The following is a 16,233-nucleotide window of genomic DNA, read 5'->3' on the forward strand; positions in this document are numbered from 1 at the left end:
CGCTGCGGCCTACGCAGCCGCCGCGTCTTCGCGCTGCTTCAATGCGTCGCGCAACGGCGTTAGTACTTCGGCGTTGTGCTCGCCGAGCGTGGGCGGTGCAAGGACTTCGGTGGTGCGTTCGCCATCGAACGAAACGGGCGGGCGCACCGTGCGAAAACGCCCCATCTCGGGATGCGAGGTTTCGACCAGCAGTTCGAGGTGCTTCGCCTGCGGGTCTTCGAGCGCTTCGCTCGCGTCGTACATCGGCGCATGCGGGACGTCGTTGGCTTCGAGCCTTGCACACCAGTCCGCGCGATTGCGTTGCGCGAATGCGGCGCCAAGCAGATCGATCAGCGCTTCCTGATTCGCAATGCGTCCCGCGCGTTCGGAGAAGCGCGGGTCTTGCAGCAAACCGGGTTGCTCAATTGCGTTCGCGAGCCCCAACCAGAATTTTTCCGGCGACGACATGTGCAACGCAAGCCATTTACCGTCCGCGCACTTCATCACATACGACTGCGACACGCTCGGTCGGCTGTAGGGTCCCATCAGTTCATCGGCCGAGTAATAGTGCGTGAACGCATCGAGATTGAAGTGACTCATTGCTTCGAGCATCGACACTTCGACCTTGCGTCCGACGCCCGTGCGATTGCGCTCGTGCAGCGCGCCGAGAATGCCGTAGGCCGCATAGAAGCCCGTCAGCGAATCGGCAATCGCAGGGCCGACCACGCGTGGATTTTCCGGGTTGATCAGCAGGCCGAGAAAGCCGCTCGCGGCCTGCGCCACCGTGTCGTACGCGGGCCGTGCCGCTGCCGGGCCGGTTTGGCCGAAGCCGCTGATCGCGCAGTAGATCAGACGCGGATTGATCTCGCGCAGCCGCTCGTAGCTTGCGTTCATGCGGTCCGCCGCGCCCGGCCGGAAGTTCTGGATATACACATCGGCGTCGCGGATCAACTCGTCGAACAGCGCGAGGTCGTCGGCATCTTTCGTATTCAGCGTGACGCTGCGCTTGTTGCGGTTGTACGTCTGATAGTGCGGACTATAGAGGCCGCCCTTGAACGCACGGAACGGATCGCCCGCGCCCGGCTGTTCGATCTTCACGACGTCCGCGCCCAGATCGCCGAGCAGCATGCCGGCTGCGGGACCCGTAATAAACGTGCCTTGCTCCAGCACCCGGACGCCTTCGAGAACTTTGGTCATGCAACAACTCCATGTGTGTGCTGCGACGCGCCGCAGAAGAAAAGATCAGATGCCGGGCTCGAAACCTTCGGGCGTTTCGCCGTCGTACACGACGTCGCGCGTGGCCTGATACGACAACGCGAAGCCGATCGAATGCGACAGTTCTTCCGTCAGATGGCCGATCAGGCCGGCGGTGCGCGCGAGAATCGGCACGCCCTTGAGCGCGACAAGCGGAAAGCCGATGCCGAGCAGTACAGCGGGGATCGCCGCCGACACATTGAGCATCAGCGCCTTGCCGTACACATCGGGCAACACGGCTTCAATGGCTTCCGCGATGCGCGCATACGTCATATCCGCGCCGCTGCGTTGAGCCACATCGAACAGCGCGGCGACGCGCGGATCGCGTTCCTTATGCAGCGGATGCCCGTAGCCCGGCACCGGCCGCTTCTCCGCGCGATACCGCGTGATCACGGTGAACGCCGCGCCCGACAGATCGCCCGTCTGCGCCGCGCATTGACGCACCTCGTCGAGCAGCTTGCCGCAGGATTCCGACGCGCCGAGGATCACCGGGCCGCAGCCGAGAATGCCTGCGGCGACGGCGCCTTGCAGCGCATCGGGCGCGGCGGCGAGCGTCATGCGGCTCGCCTGCACGCTCGGCACGAGACCGTGTTCGGCGATCGCGACGAGTGTCGCGTTCAGCACGGCGCTGGCGGCGGGTGTCGGCATCCGGCCGGTGACGAGCAGATAGAAGTAGTCCGTGAACGACACCTTGCCGATCAGGTCGTTGGCGAGGTCGCGGCCTCGCACGACGATGGTGTGCGCGTTAGATGTCGAGATCGACGTGCGCGGAATGGTCTCTTTGCCGATTTTCATGGTGCTTCGCGGGTTCGTTGGGGATCGCCCGAGGTCTCCTCTCGCGGCGATCGTTGATGGCGAGGCCAGTGTAAGGCAGGCGATCTATCGATAAAAATGGTATTTTTCGCTGATTATCAATCGATGCCATCGATACAAAAGGCGACGTACCGAACCCTATGGAACTCCGACATCTGCGTTACTTCGCGGCACTCGCCGAGCATTTGAGCTTTACGGTTGCTGCGCAGAAGGTGCACGTCACGCAATCGACGCTCTCTCACCAGATCCGCCAGCTCGAAGACGAACTCGGCTGTCTGCTGTTCGAGCGCGAAGGCCGGCGCGTGACGATGACCGAGGCGGGCGAGCTGTTTCTCGAACGCGTGCGCAACGCGCTGCGCGAAGTCGACGAAGGCGTCTCCACCGTGCGCTTTGCCGCCGAGGAAATGAGCGGCGTCGTGCGCATTGGCGCGACGCATACGTTCAACCTGCATATCATTCCGCGCTGCGTGTCGCTGTTCTTGCAGCGGCATCCGTCGGTGCGGGTCGACGTGCTCGAAATGACGGGCGACGGCATCGCGCAGGCGCTGCTGCGCGGCGACCTCGACATCGGCGTGACGTACAAGCCGAACGACGCGTTGCCGCTGCGCTTCGAGCCGCTCTACACCGAGGAGATGATGCTTGCCGTCGGGCTGCGGCATCCGTTTGCGAAGCGCCGCTTCGTGCGCATGTCGGAGCTGAATTTGCAGCGCATGGTGCTGTTGCCGCGCAGCTTTTCGACCCGCGTGCTGCTCGACGACTCGTTCCGGATGGCGAACGCGGCGCCCGTGATCGTCGCCGAGATGAACGCCATCGCGCCGATGATCGAACTGGTCAGAGAGACGGACATCGCGACGATCGTGTCGACGCATGCGCTGCGGCGCGAAGACGTGAAGATGATCCCGCTCGAAAGCCCGACGCCCGTGCGTTCGCCCGGCCTGCTGTGGCGCCGCGACGAAGCCCGCACGCCCGCTGCACGCGCGTTTGCGTCGATCGTGCGCAGTGTGAGCGACAGCGAAAGCCGCGACACGCGGCGCAAGACCGTACGGGCCACGCGGCAGTGAATGAGCACGCCTTGTCGGAAAATGATCGTTTCGAGCAAATTGAATGAGCGGTTTGCGCAAACCTGACGAAGCGGCTACACTGCAATCTGATCGATTTGATCGAATGGTGATTGATTCAATCAAAATCGCGAACAGACGCGGTGCCCAATAAACGCCAGGAGACTCCCCATGGTTCAGATTCCCATCAAACGCTCGATCGAGCGCGTTCCCGGCGGCATGATGATCGTGCCGCTGCTCATCGGCTCGCTGGTGGCGACGTTCCTGCCCGGCATGCCGAAGTTCTTCGGCTCGTTCACCAACGCGCTGTTCACGGGCGCGCTGCCTATCCTTGCCGTGTTCTATGTCTGCATGGGCGCGAGCATCGACGTGAAGGCCACGCCTTATCTGATGAAGAAGGGCGGCGCGCTGCTCGTCACGAAGGTTGGCGCGGCGGTGATCGTCGGCGTGATTCTTGGGCATCTGCTCGGCGAGGCGCCGGTGTCGTCCGGGCTGTTTGCGGGCATCTCGACGCTTGCCGTGGTCGCCGCGATGAACGACACCAACGGCGGCCTCTATATGGCGCTGATGGGCCAGTATGGCCGCTCGGAAGACGTCGGCGCGTACACGCTGATGTCGCTCGAATCGGGCCCGTTCCTGACCATGGTGACGCTCGGCGTCGCGGGTCTGTCGGCGTTTCCGTGGCAGACGCTGGTCGGCAGCATCCTGCCGCTTGCGCTCGGCATGCTGCTCGGTAATCTGGACCGCGAAATGCGCGACTTCCTGGCGAAGGCCGTGCCCGTGATGATTCCGTTCTTCGCGCTGGCGCTGGGCGCCGGTCTCGATCTGCACAAGGTGTGGCAGGCCGGCCTGCTCGGTATCGGTCTTGGTATTGCCGTCGTGATCGTGACGGGCATTCCGCTGTACTTCGCCGATCGCCTGACGGGCGGTACGGGCGTCGCCGGCGTCGCCGCAGCGAATACGGCGGGTAATGCGGCAGCCGTGCCAGCGCTCGTCGCGGCAGCGAACCCGGTGTACAACGAAGCCGCGCAAAGCGCGACCTTGCTGGTGGCCGCTTGCGTGGTGGTGACCGCAATCCTGTCGCCGATCCTGACCGCGTCCGTCGCGAAGCGCTATCAGCAGCGCCAGGAAGGCGCGCGCACGAAGAATCGCGAAGGGCTGGCTCGATGAAGATTCTGATCATTGCCGACGATCTGTCGGGTGCCGCGGACTGTGCGATTGGTTTCGCCAGCGCCGGGCATCGTACGGTCGTCACGCTGGAAGCGGCGCGCATGTCGGCGCATGACGGCGCGGACACCATCGCCGTCGATACCGATACGCGTCGTCTCGCGCCTGCTGATGCAGCGGCGCGCACAGCGGCAGCGTATGCGGAGATGAGCGCGAGCGGCCAGCGGCTTTACAAGAAAATCGATTCGACATTGCGCGGCAACTGGGCCGCCGAAGTCGCGGGCTTGCAGGCGCTGGCGGGCATGGCGATCGTCGCGCCCGCGTTTCCGGCGACCGGCCGCACGGTGCGTGACGCTCAGGTGTACGTGCACGGCGAGCCGCTCGAACAGACGGCGACGTGGAAACTGGAGCACGCGGACTTGCCTGCGGGCATCGCCGCGCAACTCGAAGCAGCAGGTCTGTCGACCGACCGGCTCGACGCGGAAGCGCTCGCCGGTGAACCCGAAACATTGGCCGTATGCATCGGCGCGATGGCCGCGAACGGCGTGCAGGCGCTGATCGTCGACACACAAAGCGAGAAGGCGCTGCGCGCGCTCGCCGAGGCGTCGCTACGTAGCGATGCACCGTTCTTCTGGGTCGGCTCCGGCGGTCTCGCGCGCGAAATCGCGGCGCTCAATCCGCGCGACGACGCGGCGCAACACAAGCCCGGCAGCGAGGCATTCCCCGGCGGTCCGATCCTGATTCTTGTCGGCAGCCTGTCGGCGGTCAGCGAGCGCCAGTGCGCAATGCTGCGCGAGCGCGGCGGCGTCGAGGAAATGGTCGTGCCGCCCGCCGTGCTGCGCGAAGGCGCGACACATCGCGACTGGCGCGCGTGGCAGGAACAGGTTGGGGTGTCGCTGAAGGCGAATTGCGATCTGCTGCTGCGCATTGGCCGCGACGATGCATTCGATCCCGCCGAAGGCGCGCAACTGTCGGCAGCGCTGGCGGCACTGGTCGAACCGCACTTTACGAAAACGGGCGGGCTGATCGCCACTGGCGGCGAGACCGCGCGCGCAATGCTCGCGGCTGCGCGCATTGCGAATCTGCAACTGCTCGCCGAAGTCGAAGCAGGCGTCGCGGTGGCGAGGCCGCTCGACGCATCCCGCACGCATTGCCCCGGCGTCGTGACGAAGGCGGGCGCTTTCGGCACCGATCACGCGCTGTACGCCGCATGGCTGACCCTGCGCAACGAAACCGGGCGCGACGTCGTTTCACACTGACGTTCGCGCATGAACAGCAAGTACCTGAAGAAGCTAGACGAGATCACATCATGAGCAACTACCTCCCCGTAATCGGCATCACGATGGGCGATGCAGCAGGCGTCGGCGCGGAAGTCGTCGTCAAGAGCCTCGCGCATGCGTCGGTCTATGCGCAATGCCGTCCGCTCGTGATCGGCGACGCGAAGCGCCTCGAGCGCGCGAACAAGATCGTCGGCGGCACGATGAAGATTCGCCGTATCGAAGACGCAACGGACGCGCGCTACGAGCAGGGCGTAATCGACTGTATCGACCTCGGCCTGATTCCCGACGACCTGCCGTTCGGCCAGCTGTCGGCCGTGGCGGGCGATGCCGCCTATCAGTACATCAAACGCGCGACCGAACTCGCGCAGGCGGGCAAGATCGACGCGATCTGCACGGCGCCGCTGAACAAGGAAGCGCTGCACGCGGGCGGTCACAAGTATCCGGGCCACACGGAAATGCTCGCGCATCTGACGGGCGTCGAAGAAGTGTCGATGATGCTGGTCGCGCCGCAACTGCGCGTAATTCACGTGACCACGCACATCGGCATCATCGACGCGATCCGCAAGATCGAGCCGGGCCTCGTACAGAGGACCATCGAGCGCGGCAATGCGACGCTCGTGAAGGCGGGTATCGAACGTCCGCGTATCGGCGTGTGCGGGATCAATCCGCATGCGGGGGAGAACGGCCTGTTCGGCTACGGCGAAGAGGAAGAGAAGATCATCCCCGCCGTGAAGCTGCTGCAGGAGCGCGGCCTCGACGTCACCGGTCCGCTGCCCGCCGACACGCTGTTCTTCCGCGCCGGCCGCGGTGACTTCGACCTCGTGGTTGCGATGTATCACGATCAGGGTCACGGCCCGGTGAAGGTGCTCGGCCTCGAAGCGGGCGTGAACGTAACGGTGGGGCTGGAAGTGATCCGCACGTCCGTCGATCACGGCACGGCATTCGATATTGCGGGCAAGGGTGTCGTCGACGAAGGCAGCATGCTCGAAGCGCTGCGCCAGGGCGCGGAACTGGCGACGCGCCGCTGATCGGCTGCGGCGGGCCGATGCGACCACTACGTCCCACGCGGCCGCTAGCAAAGGGGCTGGTGTAAGATCGAGCCCCATTCCCAGACACATCTCGACGTGAAGAAAACGACCGACCGTCATCAGGCGATTCTCGAACTCGTCCGCACGCGCGACGCCAACGTCGAAGAGTTGTGCGCGTCGCTGGGCGTGTCGGAAGCGACGATCCGCCGCGATCTGACGGCGCTCGCGAAACAGAAGCGTCTCGTGCGTACGTACGGCGGCGCGACAGCGGCGCTGGTCGGGGTGCACGAACCGGAGGCGTCGCTCGAAGAACGCAAGGCGGCGCAGCGCGAACAGAAGGAAGCCATCGCGCAGGCGGCCGCCCTGCATGTGCGCGACGGCGACACGGTGCTGCTGGACGGCGGCACGACCTGTGCCGGCCTCGCGTGGCATCTGGCCGCGCGTGAAGATCTTCACGTGGTCACCAATAATCTGCTCGCCGTCACGGCACTCGCCAATGCACCAGGCGTGCGGCTTACGCTGATCGGCGGCGAACTGCGCGGTTCCAGCATGAGCACGCTCGGACCGCTGGCGGAACTCATTCTCAGCCGGCTGACCGTCGATTGCGCGTTTCTCGGCGCGGACGGCGTGGTCGCGGGCTTCGGCCTGTGCGAGGCGTCCGCGCAACAGGCGTATCTGAAGGAGTGCATCGTGTCGCGCGCCGCCGAAATCATCGTGCTCGCCGATTCGGACAAGCTTGGCCGCGCGCGCCAGCAGCACTGGACGCCGCTGCAGCGCGAATGGCGGCTCATCACCTCATCCGCGGCCGATGGCGCGCTGCTCGCGCCATTCCGCGCGCTCGACGAAGTGACTGTCGAGCTGGCCTGAGCCGGTTTTTATCTGTGGCGCATGGGCCGCGCACGATCGTCCGGGATCAAGGTCCCGGACACGCTGCGGGGCACTATCATGGACTCAGCAACATGACGTCGGCGGCCGTCTGCGCGGATCGTCGTACTCCCGACTGCCATGAACACTATCCGGAACTGTTGCGCCAAACTGTGCTGGATCCTGTGCGCGATGCTCGTGGCGGCATCGGCGGGCGCCGTCGCGCAGCCGGGTTCGCATCGCCATGCGCCCGCGAGCGTCACCGTGGGCGTCGCGGGCGGCGGCATTCCTCCGCTGGTGTTCGTTAGCGACGGCCAGCTTTCCGGCGCCGCGTTCGATATTCTCAAGTACGCCCTCGATCCGTCCACGCAACTGCGGGTCCGCATCTTTCCCGACTACCCGGCGTTGATCGCGGCCGCCTGTGCCGGTTCCGTGGACATCGTGCTTGCGGTGCAGAAGCCGATCGAGGCCAGGCGCTGCCTCGTCCTGTCGCAGACGTATTTCGATTCGGACTTCGTGGTGGTCGGACGGGCGGCGGAAGCGAACAGCAGCGGTGCTGCGCCTCGCCTTGCCGGCAAGCGCATTGCAACCGTGGCGGGCTCGTACACCGAGCAGGTATCGCATGAGCGTTACCCCGATTCGGTGTTCGTGCCGTCGCAGAATCCGCAGGCAGGTTTGCGCGCGGTGCAGCGCAAGGAGGCGGATGTCTTCATTACGCTGCTGCCCGTTGCGGACCATTTGCTGTCGCAACCGGAGTTCGCCGGGCTCGCGGAAATCAACCAGTATCACGAGACCGAAAGCGGCCTGCATTTCGGTTTCCCGCGCACGCAACTGGCGCTGCGCGACAGCGTCGACGTGCGGCTCGCCTCGCTCCCCGAAGAAACCCGCCAGCGCATTCTGAGCCGCTGGATGAGTACGGGCCCGGTCACACGGGACATGTCCGCGCCGTTCATGCTGAGCGAAGAGGAGCGCGCGTGGCTTCATTCGCTGCCGCCGCTGCGCGTGGCCGTCGACAGTGGGCTCGCACCGTACAGTTACGTCGACGACAGCGGCCAGACGCATGGCATGGCGCAGGACTATCTGCGCTATCTGTCGAACCAGCTGGGCATCAGCTTCGTGCGGCAGCACGAGCCTGGCCTCGACGCCAGCGTGGATGCGCTGAAAGCCGGCAATCTCGACATGATCGGCGTGGCTATCGTGCATGATCCCGCATTGCGCGGCATGCCGGTGTCGCGCCCCTACGCAACGTTTCCGGTCGTCGCCATCGGCCGTAACGATGCGCCGGCGCTCGGCCAGATGCGCGATCTCGACGGCAAACGCGTAGCCGTGACCGATGGCGGCGGCCTGCGCGGGCTGGTGATGTCCGTGGCGCCGCGCGCGCACATCATCGTGGTGCCGGATGTCGCGACGGGCATGAATGCGGTCGCCGAGGGCAGCGCCGAAATCTATGTCGACGATCTGGCCACCGCGCACTACATGCTGCAGCGCATGGAAGGGGGCACGCTGCGCATCGTCGGTTCCGGCGGCCCGCCGCTGAGCACGGGTATTGCCGTTTCGCCGCAACTCGCCGGCCGGCTCATGCCGCTGATCGACCGCGCGCTGGCAGCGTTGCCGGACACCGAGCGGCTCGCGATCCAGAACCGCTACTTCGGCGCGAATTATGAGTTGGGGCCGTCATGGCGCGATATCGCCACGCGATTCGCGCCCGTCGCACTCGCGTTGCTGGTCGTGATTGCCGTGCTGTGGCGCTCGCAGCGAGCGTTGCGCAAAGAGGCGCGCGAGCGGCGCGAAGCGGAGTTGCGGCTGATCGACGTGACCAGCCAGTTGCCGGCAACGGCTTTTCAGTATCGACAGTCGAAGGACGGCAGGTCGCATATCAACTGGATGAGCGGCAACACCATCGAAATGTTCGGCAAGACGAGCGCCGAACTGGCGGCTACGCCGGGCTCGGTGCTGGCGTCCGTTCATCCCGACGACCGGCAGGCCCTCGTGCAGGATGCGCAGAATTCCATGCAGACGCTCGCCCCCGTGAACCGCGAGTTGCGCGTGCAGCGGCGCGGCGCGTTCAGATGGACGCGCCTTCACGCGGTGCCGCATCGCGCCGAAAATGGCGATCTGCTCTGGAACGGCTACTGGAGCGATGCCGAAGAGCAGCATCAGCATGCCGTCGCGCTAGCCGAGGCGCGCGATGCCGCCGAGCAGGCCTCGCGCGCGAAAAGCGAATTCCTCGCGGCGATGAGCCACGAAATACGCACGCCGATGAGCGCCGTGCTCGGTCTGATCGAACTGCTCGGGCACAGCAACTTGCGCCCCGACCAGGCGGTCAAGGTGAAGCTGATCTCGCAGGCGGCCGAATCGCTGCTGCAAATCCTCAACGACATTCTGGATTACTCGAAGATCGAAGCCGGCAAGATCGCCTTGGAGCGTGCGCCCGTCGATATCCGCGATCTGTGCACGGGTACCTTCGCGCTGTTTTTCTGGCGCGCGCAGGAGAAGGGGCTGAAGCTGGCGCTGTGCATCGATGCGAACATCGCGTACACGGTCTGGAGCGATGGTGTGCGGTTGCGGCAGATTCTCTTCAATCTGCTCAGCAACGCGATCAAGTTCACATCCGAAGGCAGCATCCGGCTCGACGTCGAACTGGCCGACGAAGCCGATGGCCGGCAAACCGTCGTATGGCGCGTGACGGATACCGGAATCGGCGTCAGCCCGGACCAGCGGGCGCGGCTGTTTCAGCCGTTCGTACAGGCGGAAGCCTCGACGACACGGCGTTTTGGCGGCACAGGACTCGGCCTGACAATTTCGCGGCGCCTCGTGGCGATGCTGGGCGGCAGCATCGAGATGGAAGGGGAAGTGGGGCGCGGCACGCGGGTGGCGTTTCGTGTGCCGCTCGAGGTTGAGCAGCGGGCGTTTCCGGGCTATCCGCTCGCGGGTGTCACCGTGGGGCTGCGTATCCGCGAGACCGAGGTGTTGCGCAGCCTGACGCAGGCACTGCGCACATTCGGCGGCGAGGTTGCAATACTCGATACGGGCGAAGCGCTGAGCGCGGACAGGTTGCCCGAGGGATGCCGCCTCATCATCGACGACTCGCTGACTGCGGAAAACCCCACGGTTCAGCGCAAGGCCGCCGTCCATCTGCCGACGGGAACCGTTCCCATCGTACCCACCACTGCGACGATCGAATCCGGCGGCTACATCCGCGTGGGGGACGTCTGCTATCTGTGTGTCTATCCCGTGACGCTGGAAGGCGTCGCCGCGGTCTGCAACGCGGTCTTGCACGGCGACCCCGAACTGGGTTTCGAGTCAACCGCGCCGGCCATCACACTGTCTCCGCCGCGCAACCGCGACGAAGCGTTGCGCGATCACGCGCTGGTCCTGATCGCCGAAGACAACGCGATCAACCGGCATCTGATCCGGCAGCAACTGGAGTTGCTCGGTTGCACCTGCGACACCGTGGAAGACGGCGCGCAGGCGCTCAAGGCGATAGCGGGCACGAAATACGCGCTGCTGATTACCGACTGCCACATGCCCGAAATGGATGGCTACACGCTTGCCACGCGCGTGCGAGAACGCACGGATGACGCGCGGCGCATGCCGATTGTCGGCCTGACGGCGAGTGTGGGGCGTGAGGAGCGCGGCGAATGCCTCGCGGCAGGAATGGACGAATGCCTGTACAAGCCTGCCAAGCTCAGCGAACTGCGGGCGTGCGTCAGCCAGTTCGCGCCGCAGTGCCTGCAGGGGCACGATGCGCACGCGCCGCACATGGCGGCGTCGAACGATGCCGTACCGGCCGCTGCGCCTCAGGCCGCGAATGAAGACGGTGCGCTGCCCGATCTCGACTGGGACGCGATCAATCAGAATTTCGGCAGCACGGGGCGCGATGAGAAGCTGATCGAAATCATCGTTCAGACCATGACGACCGATACCGAAGAACTCGAAGGCATGCTAGGCGACGCCGAGCCGGCTGTCCTGCGGCAATGGATTCATCGCGTCGAAGGGGCGGCTTCCGTGCTCAGGTACGAACCGTTGAAAAATGCGCTGCAAACCTTCCGCGCGAGCGTGCTGACGGGCGACCGGGCGGTCTACCTCGCTTCGGGAGAACAGCTGCTGCGCAAGCTGCGGCGGATCACCGACCACGTCGCGCGACAGGTCTGACCGGGCGCGCATCATATCGATGCCCGCATGCGGATCACGAGCAGGCGAACTATCCTGAAGGAATCTTCGTCGCTTGCCGCTTCCGGCAAGGAGGTGTGTCATGTCAATGTCTGCAACCCTGCAGGAGTGCCTCGCCGACAAGGGCTCCCGTTACGAACTCGTGCAGCACCCGTATAGCCATTCGAGCATGGAAACGGCGGCGGCCGCGCACGTTCCCGGCGACCGTCTCGCCAAGACGGTGCTGTTCGAGGACGAGCAAGGCTATGTCGCCGCCGTGCTGCCATCCACTTATGCCGTGCGTTTGTCCGAACTATGGACGAAAACGGGGCGGCGTCTGGGGCTGGCGAAGGAAGCGGATCTGCGCGAACTGTTCAAGGATTGCGAGTTCGGCGCGCTGCCGCCCGTGTGCGCTGCATACGGAATGAAGACGTATCTGGACGAGAGCCTCGTGCGTCAGCCCGACGTGTATTTCGAATCGGGCGATCACGAAGCGCTCGTGCACATGCAGAGCGACCAGTTTCTCGCGCTGATGGATGGCGCGGAACGCGCGCGTTTCGGGCGGCGGATGCAGGGCATGTCCGCCTGACGGGCGCGCTGCGGCGGCTCTGGCCGGTTACGCCTCGAAGCGGTTGCCCGCGTCGCGCAGACGCCGCATGCCGCTGTCGAGGTGTGCCCGCGCGCTGTCCTTGTCGCCGAGACGCATCTGCTCGTAGGTGTGCTGCGCGATATCGTGCGGCACGGATTTGAGCGGCCGGTTGCTCTGCATTGCCTTGAGTTGCACCTCGGCGGCGCGCTCCAGGTAGTACAGGTCGTCCCATGCTTCGGCGATGCTCGCGCCCGCCACCATCACCCCGTGGTTCTTCATGAACAGGACATCCGCATCGCCCATTGCCTGGGCGATGCGGTCGCCTTCGGAATTGTCGAGCGCGAGGCCGTTGTAGTGTTCGTCGACGGCCGTGCGGCCGTAGAACTTCAACGCAGTCTGTCCGGCCCATACCAGCGGCGGCCCCTCGAGCAGGCACAGCGCCGTCGCGTTCGGCATATGCGTGTGGAACGCGGCTTTCACGCGCGGCATCGCGCGGTGCAGGCGCGCGTGGATGTAAAACGCGGTCGCCTCCGGACGCCCAACGCCATCGATCACATTGCCGTCGAAATCGCAGATCAGCAGGCGCGACGCGGTGATCTCCGAAAATGCATAGCCATACGGGTTGACGAAGAACAGATCGTCATGACCCGGCACGACGGCCGAAAAATGATTGCACACGCCTTCCTCGTAGCCATGTTGCGCGGCCAGCTGAAAGCACGCGGCGAGTTCGATGCGGGCGGTGTGCACCGCGTCGAAATCGATCGAGGGGCGCTGCGAGAGTGAAGCGGTGTTGACGTCGAGCGTATGAGCCATTGTGAGTCCTTTGCGCGACGTCGTACCTGTCACCAGCCAAGCGACGCGAATAGCGGCGGTACCTGGTCGAGTGTCGCAAGCGTGGCGTCGGGCGTGTAGTCGGGCAGGCGCTGACGGCCCGTGCCGCGATCGATCCACACGCAGCGAAAGCCGATATCGCGCGCTGCCGCGTGATCAAGATGCGGGCTTGCGCAAATATGCACGACGTCGTCGCGAGACACGCCGAGCTGTTCGTGAGCATAGTCGAAAAGCCGCCGGTTGGGTTTGTACGCGCCCGCCTGCTGCGCGGTAATCACACGGTCGATAGACCCGCCGAGCTGCGCGACATTGCCCGCGATCACATCGTCGTCGGTATTCGACACGATGCACAGCCGGTAGCCAGCTTCCTTCAGTGCACGCAGCGTATCGACGACTTCCGGGAACGGCGGCATCGCGGAGATGTGCTCCGTCAGCAAGCGGATGTCGTTGTCGTCGGCGCGCAGCTTGTAGTGGTCGAGCGCGAGGCGCAGCCCTTCGCCCGCCACTTCGCGGAACGAGCGGTGCGGCGGCGTCTGTTCGAGCGCGTGTTCGTGTTTGTCGTAGACGGCAATGAATTCGCGCGGATCGGGCGCGGCGGCGTGCTTGCCGGCGAGGATCGTCGCGACGGCGTTCTTCAGGCCTTCATCCCATTGGATCAGCGTGCCGTAGCAGTCGAAGGTCAGCCACGTGGGGCGCGAAGTGCGGTCGAGTGACATCTGGGGTTCCTTTTGAGCGGTGTCGATATGGACACAGACTAGGCCTCGCGCCGCATATTTGGAAATTAAATTAAAATACGCTGCTTAGTGGAATTACAAATATGAGGCGCCCGTTATGCTCGATCTCGAACTTCTGAAGACGCTGGTCTGCGTCGTCGACGAAGGCAGCTTCACGCGCGCCGGTGACCGCGTGCATCGCACGCAGTCGACTGTCAGCCAGCAGGTGCGGCGGCTGGAAGAACTGGTCGGCCGCACGCTCCTGATGCGCGATCGCACCGGCAATCAGGTGACGGCGACGGAACATGGCGAGCTTCTGACGCAATATGCGCGCCGCCTGATCGCGCTGTCGCAGGAGGCGCAGGACGCCCTCGCGAGCGATGTGTGGCGCACGCCGATCCGCATCGGCGTGCCGGAAGATTTCGACGCGAAACGGATGGCGGCGATCCTGTCGGGCTTCGTCAAGGCGCGGCCCGAGGCGCGACTCGAAACGGTCGCGGGCATGAGCGCCGATTTGCACAGCAAGCTGTCGGGCGGAGAGATCGAGATTGCGCTCGTCAAACGCGAGCCGGGCAGCGGGCCGTGTCTCGCGTCGTGGCCCGAAGCGCTCGTGTGGGTGCGCGGCCGCATGGTCGAAGTGCCGCCCGAAGAAGGCGAGCCGGTGCCGCTCGCGCTGTTTCCGCAGGGCTGCGTGTACCGCAAACGCGCGATCCGCAGCCTCGATCATTCGAAGCGAAGCTGGCGCGTCGCGTTCGGCAGCCACAGCCTGACGGGTATTCAGGCCGCGGTGGCTTCAGGCCTCGGCATCACGGTTCTACCCACTACGGCTGTGCTGCCCGAGCACAGTGTGTGTTTCGACCTGCCGCGTCTGCCGCCCACCGAGCTTGCGCTCGTCAGCGCGGGCGGCGCGATGAACGCGGTGCAGTCGGCGCTGGTCGATTTTCTGCGCGAAGCGATTCCCGTCTAATCAACGGCGCGCTGCGTGAAGAACCGGTTCTCCGGGCGCGGCAAGCCGAGATGGTCGCGCAACGTCGTGCCTTCATAGGCACGACGGAAAATGCCGCGCCGTTGCAGTTCGGGCACGACCTTGTCGGCGAAATCGTCGAGTCCGCCGGGCAGAAACGGGAACATCACGTTGAAGCCGTCGGAGCCGCGTTCGGTCAGCCATTGTTCCATCTGATCGGCAATCGTCGCGGGCGTGCCGACCATTTCCAGCCCCGAATATCCGCCAATGCGCTGCGCCAGTTGGCGAATGGTCAACTGTTCCGAACGCGCCCAGTCGATCACGCGCTGCCGCGAACTCTTGCTGGCGTTGCTTTCCGGAATGTCCGGTAGCAGCGCGTCGGGGTCGAGTTGCGACACGTCGTGGCCGAGCGCGATCGACAGCGATGCGATGCCGCTGTCGTAATGCACGAAGGTATCGAGCAATGCGCGCTTTTCACGCGCCTCGTCGAGGCTGTCGCCGACCACCACAAACACGCCCGGCAGGATTTTCAGATGCTCCGGATCGCGGCCCGCGCGTTCGACGCGGCTCTTCACATCGGCATAGAACGCCTGGCCTGCTGCGAGCGAGGGCGGCGCGGCGAACACGGCGTCGGCCGTTTCGGCGGCGATCTGGCGGCCCGCTTCCGATGAGCCGGCCTGCACGACGACAGGCCATCCCTGAACCGGCCTTGCGATATTCAACGGTCCGCGCACGGAAAGATGCTCGCCCTTGTGGCCGAGCACATGCATCTTCTCCACATCGACATAGATGCCGCTTTCGACGTCGCGCACGAAGGCATCGTCGGCCCAGCTGTCCCACAGGCCCGTGACCACATCGTAGAACTCACGCGCGCGGTGATAGCGCTCGCCGTGTTCGACATGCTCATCCAGCCCGAAATTGAGCGCCGCGTCGGGATTGGACGTGGTCACGAGATTCCAGCCGGCGCGTCCGCCGCTCAGGTGATCGAGCGAGGCGAAACGGCGTGCGACGTGATACGGCTCGTCGAAGGTTGTCGACGACGTGGCGATAAGGCCAATGCGTTCCGTCACCGACGACAGCGCGGCGAGCAGCGTCAACGGCTCGAACGACGTCACCGTGTGGCTGCGCTTGAGCGCGGCGGTCGGCATGTTGAGCACGGCGAGGTGATCGGCCATGAAGAACGCGTCGAAGCACGCGCGTTCGAGCGTCTGCACGAAGCGCTTCAGATGCGCGATGTTGAAGTTCGCATCGGGCCAGGCGCCGGGATAGCGCCACGCGCCCGTATGGAGGCTGACGGGACGCATGAAAGCGCCGAGATGCAACTGACGGGTTCGGGTCATGGTGAAAGCCCTCGTCGAAGCGAATAGCGGTAAGCGTGGAATGGGTGACAAAGTATTCGCGAAATACGATACGACAGGCGCGCAAATCCGGCTTGCCGACTGCCAGAACGCGCCCGGACGCCGCCGTGTGCGATATCGGCGGCTTTCGCTGTTTCCGCATGGAAAGCAAAGCTTCAACGCCGTCATTTGCTACGCACGAAA

13 protein-coding genes are annotated in these 16,233 nt (G+C 64.9%); 8 read left to right on the forward strand and 5 right to left on the reverse strand.

Annotation, left to right across the window (positions count from 1 at the left end):
- Positions 1-9 precede the first annotated feature (9 nt).
- Positions 10-1,176, reverse strand: a complete 1,167-nt coding sequence (locus G3O01_RS03115; protein ID WP_205802960.1) for a CoA transferase — start codon at positions 1,174-1,176, stop codon at positions 10-12.
- A gap of 45 nt (positions 1,177-1,221) precedes the next feature.
- Entirely contained in the window at positions 1,222-2,028 is an 807-nt protein-coding gene (locus G3O01_RS03120; RefSeq protein ID WP_205802961.1) for a citryl-CoA lyase, read from the reverse strand.
- Positions 2,029-2,186: 158 nt separating this feature from the next.
- On the opposite strand from G3O01_RS03120, the gene G3O01_RS03125 reads away from it, so the two are divergent.
- The 7 genes from G3O01_RS03125 to G3O01_RS03155 all read left to right on the forward strand — a co-directional run bounded on the left by G3O01_RS03125 (position 2,187) and on the right by G3O01_RS03155 (position 12,184).
- Positions 2,187-3,107: a LysR substrate-binding domain-containing protein gene (locus G3O01_RS03125; protein ID WP_205802962.1), complete on the forward strand. Its 921-nt coding sequence runs from the start codon at positions 2,187-2,189 to the stop codon at positions 3,105-3,107.
- 168 nt (positions 3,108-3,275) lie between these two features.
- Positions 3,276-4,274: a 2-keto-3-deoxygluconate permease gene (locus G3O01_RS03130; protein ID WP_205802963.1), complete on the forward strand. Its 999-nt coding sequence runs from the start codon at positions 3,276-3,278 to the stop codon at positions 4,272-4,274.
- A complete protein-coding gene (locus G3O01_RS03135; RefSeq protein ID WP_205802964.1) occupies positions 4,271-5,530 on the forward strand; it encodes a four-carbon acid sugar kinase family protein in 1,260 nt (419 codons plus the stop codon). The genes G3O01_RS03130 and G3O01_RS03135 overlap by 4 nt, the downstream gene beginning before the upstream one ends.
- A 50-nt stretch (positions 5,531-5,580) precedes the next feature.
- Positions 5,581-6,579, forward strand: coding sequence for a 4-hydroxythreonine-4-phosphate dehydrogenase PdxA (gene pdxA, locus G3O01_RS03140; protein WP_205802965.1), 999 nt, complete (start codon positions 5,581-5,583; stop codon positions 6,577-6,579).
- Between the two features lie 96 nt (positions 6,580-6,675).
- Positions 6,676-7,446, forward strand: coding sequence for a DeoR/GlpR family DNA-binding transcription regulator (locus tag G3O01_RS03145; RefSeq protein ID WP_205802966.1), 771 nt, complete (start codon positions 6,676-6,678; stop codon positions 7,444-7,446).
- Between the two features lie 138 nt (positions 7,447-7,584).
- Positions 7,585-11,598: a transporter substrate-binding domain-containing protein gene (locus G3O01_RS03150; RefSeq protein WP_205802967.1), complete on the forward strand. Its 4,014-nt coding sequence runs from the start codon at positions 7,585-7,587 to the stop codon at positions 11,596-11,598.
- 100 nt (positions 11,599-11,698) lie between these two features.
- On the forward strand, positions 11,699-12,184 hold the full coding sequence (locus G3O01_RS03155) for a YbaK/EbsC family protein (RefSeq protein ID WP_205802968.1): 486 nt from the start codon (positions 11,699-11,701) through the stop codon (positions 12,182-12,184).
- A 27-nt stretch (positions 12,185-12,211) separates the two neighbouring features.
- Here G3O01_RS03155 and G3O01_RS03160 read toward each other — a convergent pair whose 3' ends face one another.
- Both G3O01_RS03160 and G3O01_RS03165 read right to left on the reverse strand, forming a co-directional pair.
- Entirely contained in the window at positions 12,212-12,997 is a 786-nt protein-coding gene (locus G3O01_RS03160) for an aldolase (RefSeq protein ID WP_205802969.1), read from the reverse strand.
- A gap of 29 nt (positions 12,998-13,026) precedes the next feature.
- Complete coding sequence (locus tag G3O01_RS03165; protein ID WP_205802970.1) at positions 13,027-13,731, reverse strand: haloacid dehalogenase type II; 705 nt, start codon at positions 13,729-13,731, stop codon at positions 13,027-13,029.
- Positions 13,732-13,846: 115 nt separating this feature from the next.
- Between G3O01_RS03165 and G3O01_RS03170 the strand changes: the two genes are divergently transcribed.
- A complete protein-coding gene (locus tag G3O01_RS03170; RefSeq protein ID WP_205802971.1) occupies positions 13,847-14,695 on the forward strand; it encodes a LysR substrate-binding domain-containing protein in 849 nt (282 codons plus the stop codon).
- On the opposite strand, the gene G3O01_RS03175 is transcribed toward G3O01_RS03170, so the two are convergent.
- Complete coding sequence (locus tag G3O01_RS03175) at positions 14,692-16,032, reverse strand: LLM class flavin-dependent oxidoreductase (protein WP_205802972.1); 1,341 nt, start codon at positions 16,030-16,032, stop codon at positions 14,692-14,694. The two genes, G3O01_RS03170 and G3O01_RS03175, sit on opposite strands and share 4 nt — an antisense overlap.
- Positions 16,033-16,233: the final 201 nt, after the last annotated feature.

Origin of the sequence: Burkholderia sp. Ac-20365 (assembly GCF_017104715.1) — a bacterium.
Lineage (GTDB): Bacteria > Pseudomonadota > Gammaproteobacteria > Burkholderiales > Burkholderiaceae > Paraburkholderia.

Coding starts and splice junctions, on each gene's coding strand:
- G3O01_RS03115 (WP_205802960.1), bottom strand. CDS start 1,176: ATGACCAAAGTTCTCGAAGGCGTCCGGGTGCTGGAGCAAGGCACGTTT.
- G3O01_RS03120 (WP_205802961.1), bottom strand. CDS start 2,028: ATGAAAATCGGCAAAGAGACCATTCCGCGCACGTCGATCTCGACATCT.
- G3O01_RS03125 (WP_205802962.1), top strand. CDS start 2,187: ATGGAACTCCGACATCTGCGTTACTTCGCGGCACTCGCCGAGCATTTG.
- G3O01_RS03130 (WP_205802963.1), top strand. CDS start 3,276: ATGGTTCAGATTCCCATCAAACGCTCGATCGAGCGCGTTCCCGGCGGC.
- G3O01_RS03135 (WP_205802964.1), top strand. CDS start 4,271: ATGAAGATTCTGATCATTGCCGACGATCTGTCGGGTGCCGCGGACTGT.
- pdxA (WP_205802965.1), top strand. CDS start 5,581: ATGAGCAACTACCTCCCCGTAATCGGCATCACGATGGGCGATGCAGCA.
- G3O01_RS03150 (WP_205802967.1), top strand. CDS start 7,585: ATGAACACTATCCGGAACTGTTGCGCCAAACTGTGCTGGATCCTGTGC.
- G3O01_RS03155 (WP_205802968.1), top strand. CDS start 11,699: ATGTCAATGTCTGCAACCCTGCAGGAGTGCCTCGCCGACAAGGGCTCC.
- G3O01_RS03160 (WP_205802969.1), bottom strand. CDS start 12,997: ATGGCTCATACGCTCGACGTCAACACCGCTTCACTCTCGCAGCGCCCC.
- G3O01_RS03165 (WP_205802970.1), bottom strand. CDS start 13,731: ATGTCACTCGACCGCACTTCGCGCCCCACGTGGCTGACCTTCGACTGC.
- G3O01_RS03170 (WP_205802971.1), top strand. CDS start 13,847: ATGCTCGATCTCGAACTTCTGAAGACGCTGGTCTGCGTCGTCGACGAA.
- G3O01_RS03175 (WP_205802972.1), bottom strand. CDS start 16,032: ATGACCCGAACCCGTCAGTTGCATCTCGGCGCTTTCATGCGTCCCGTC.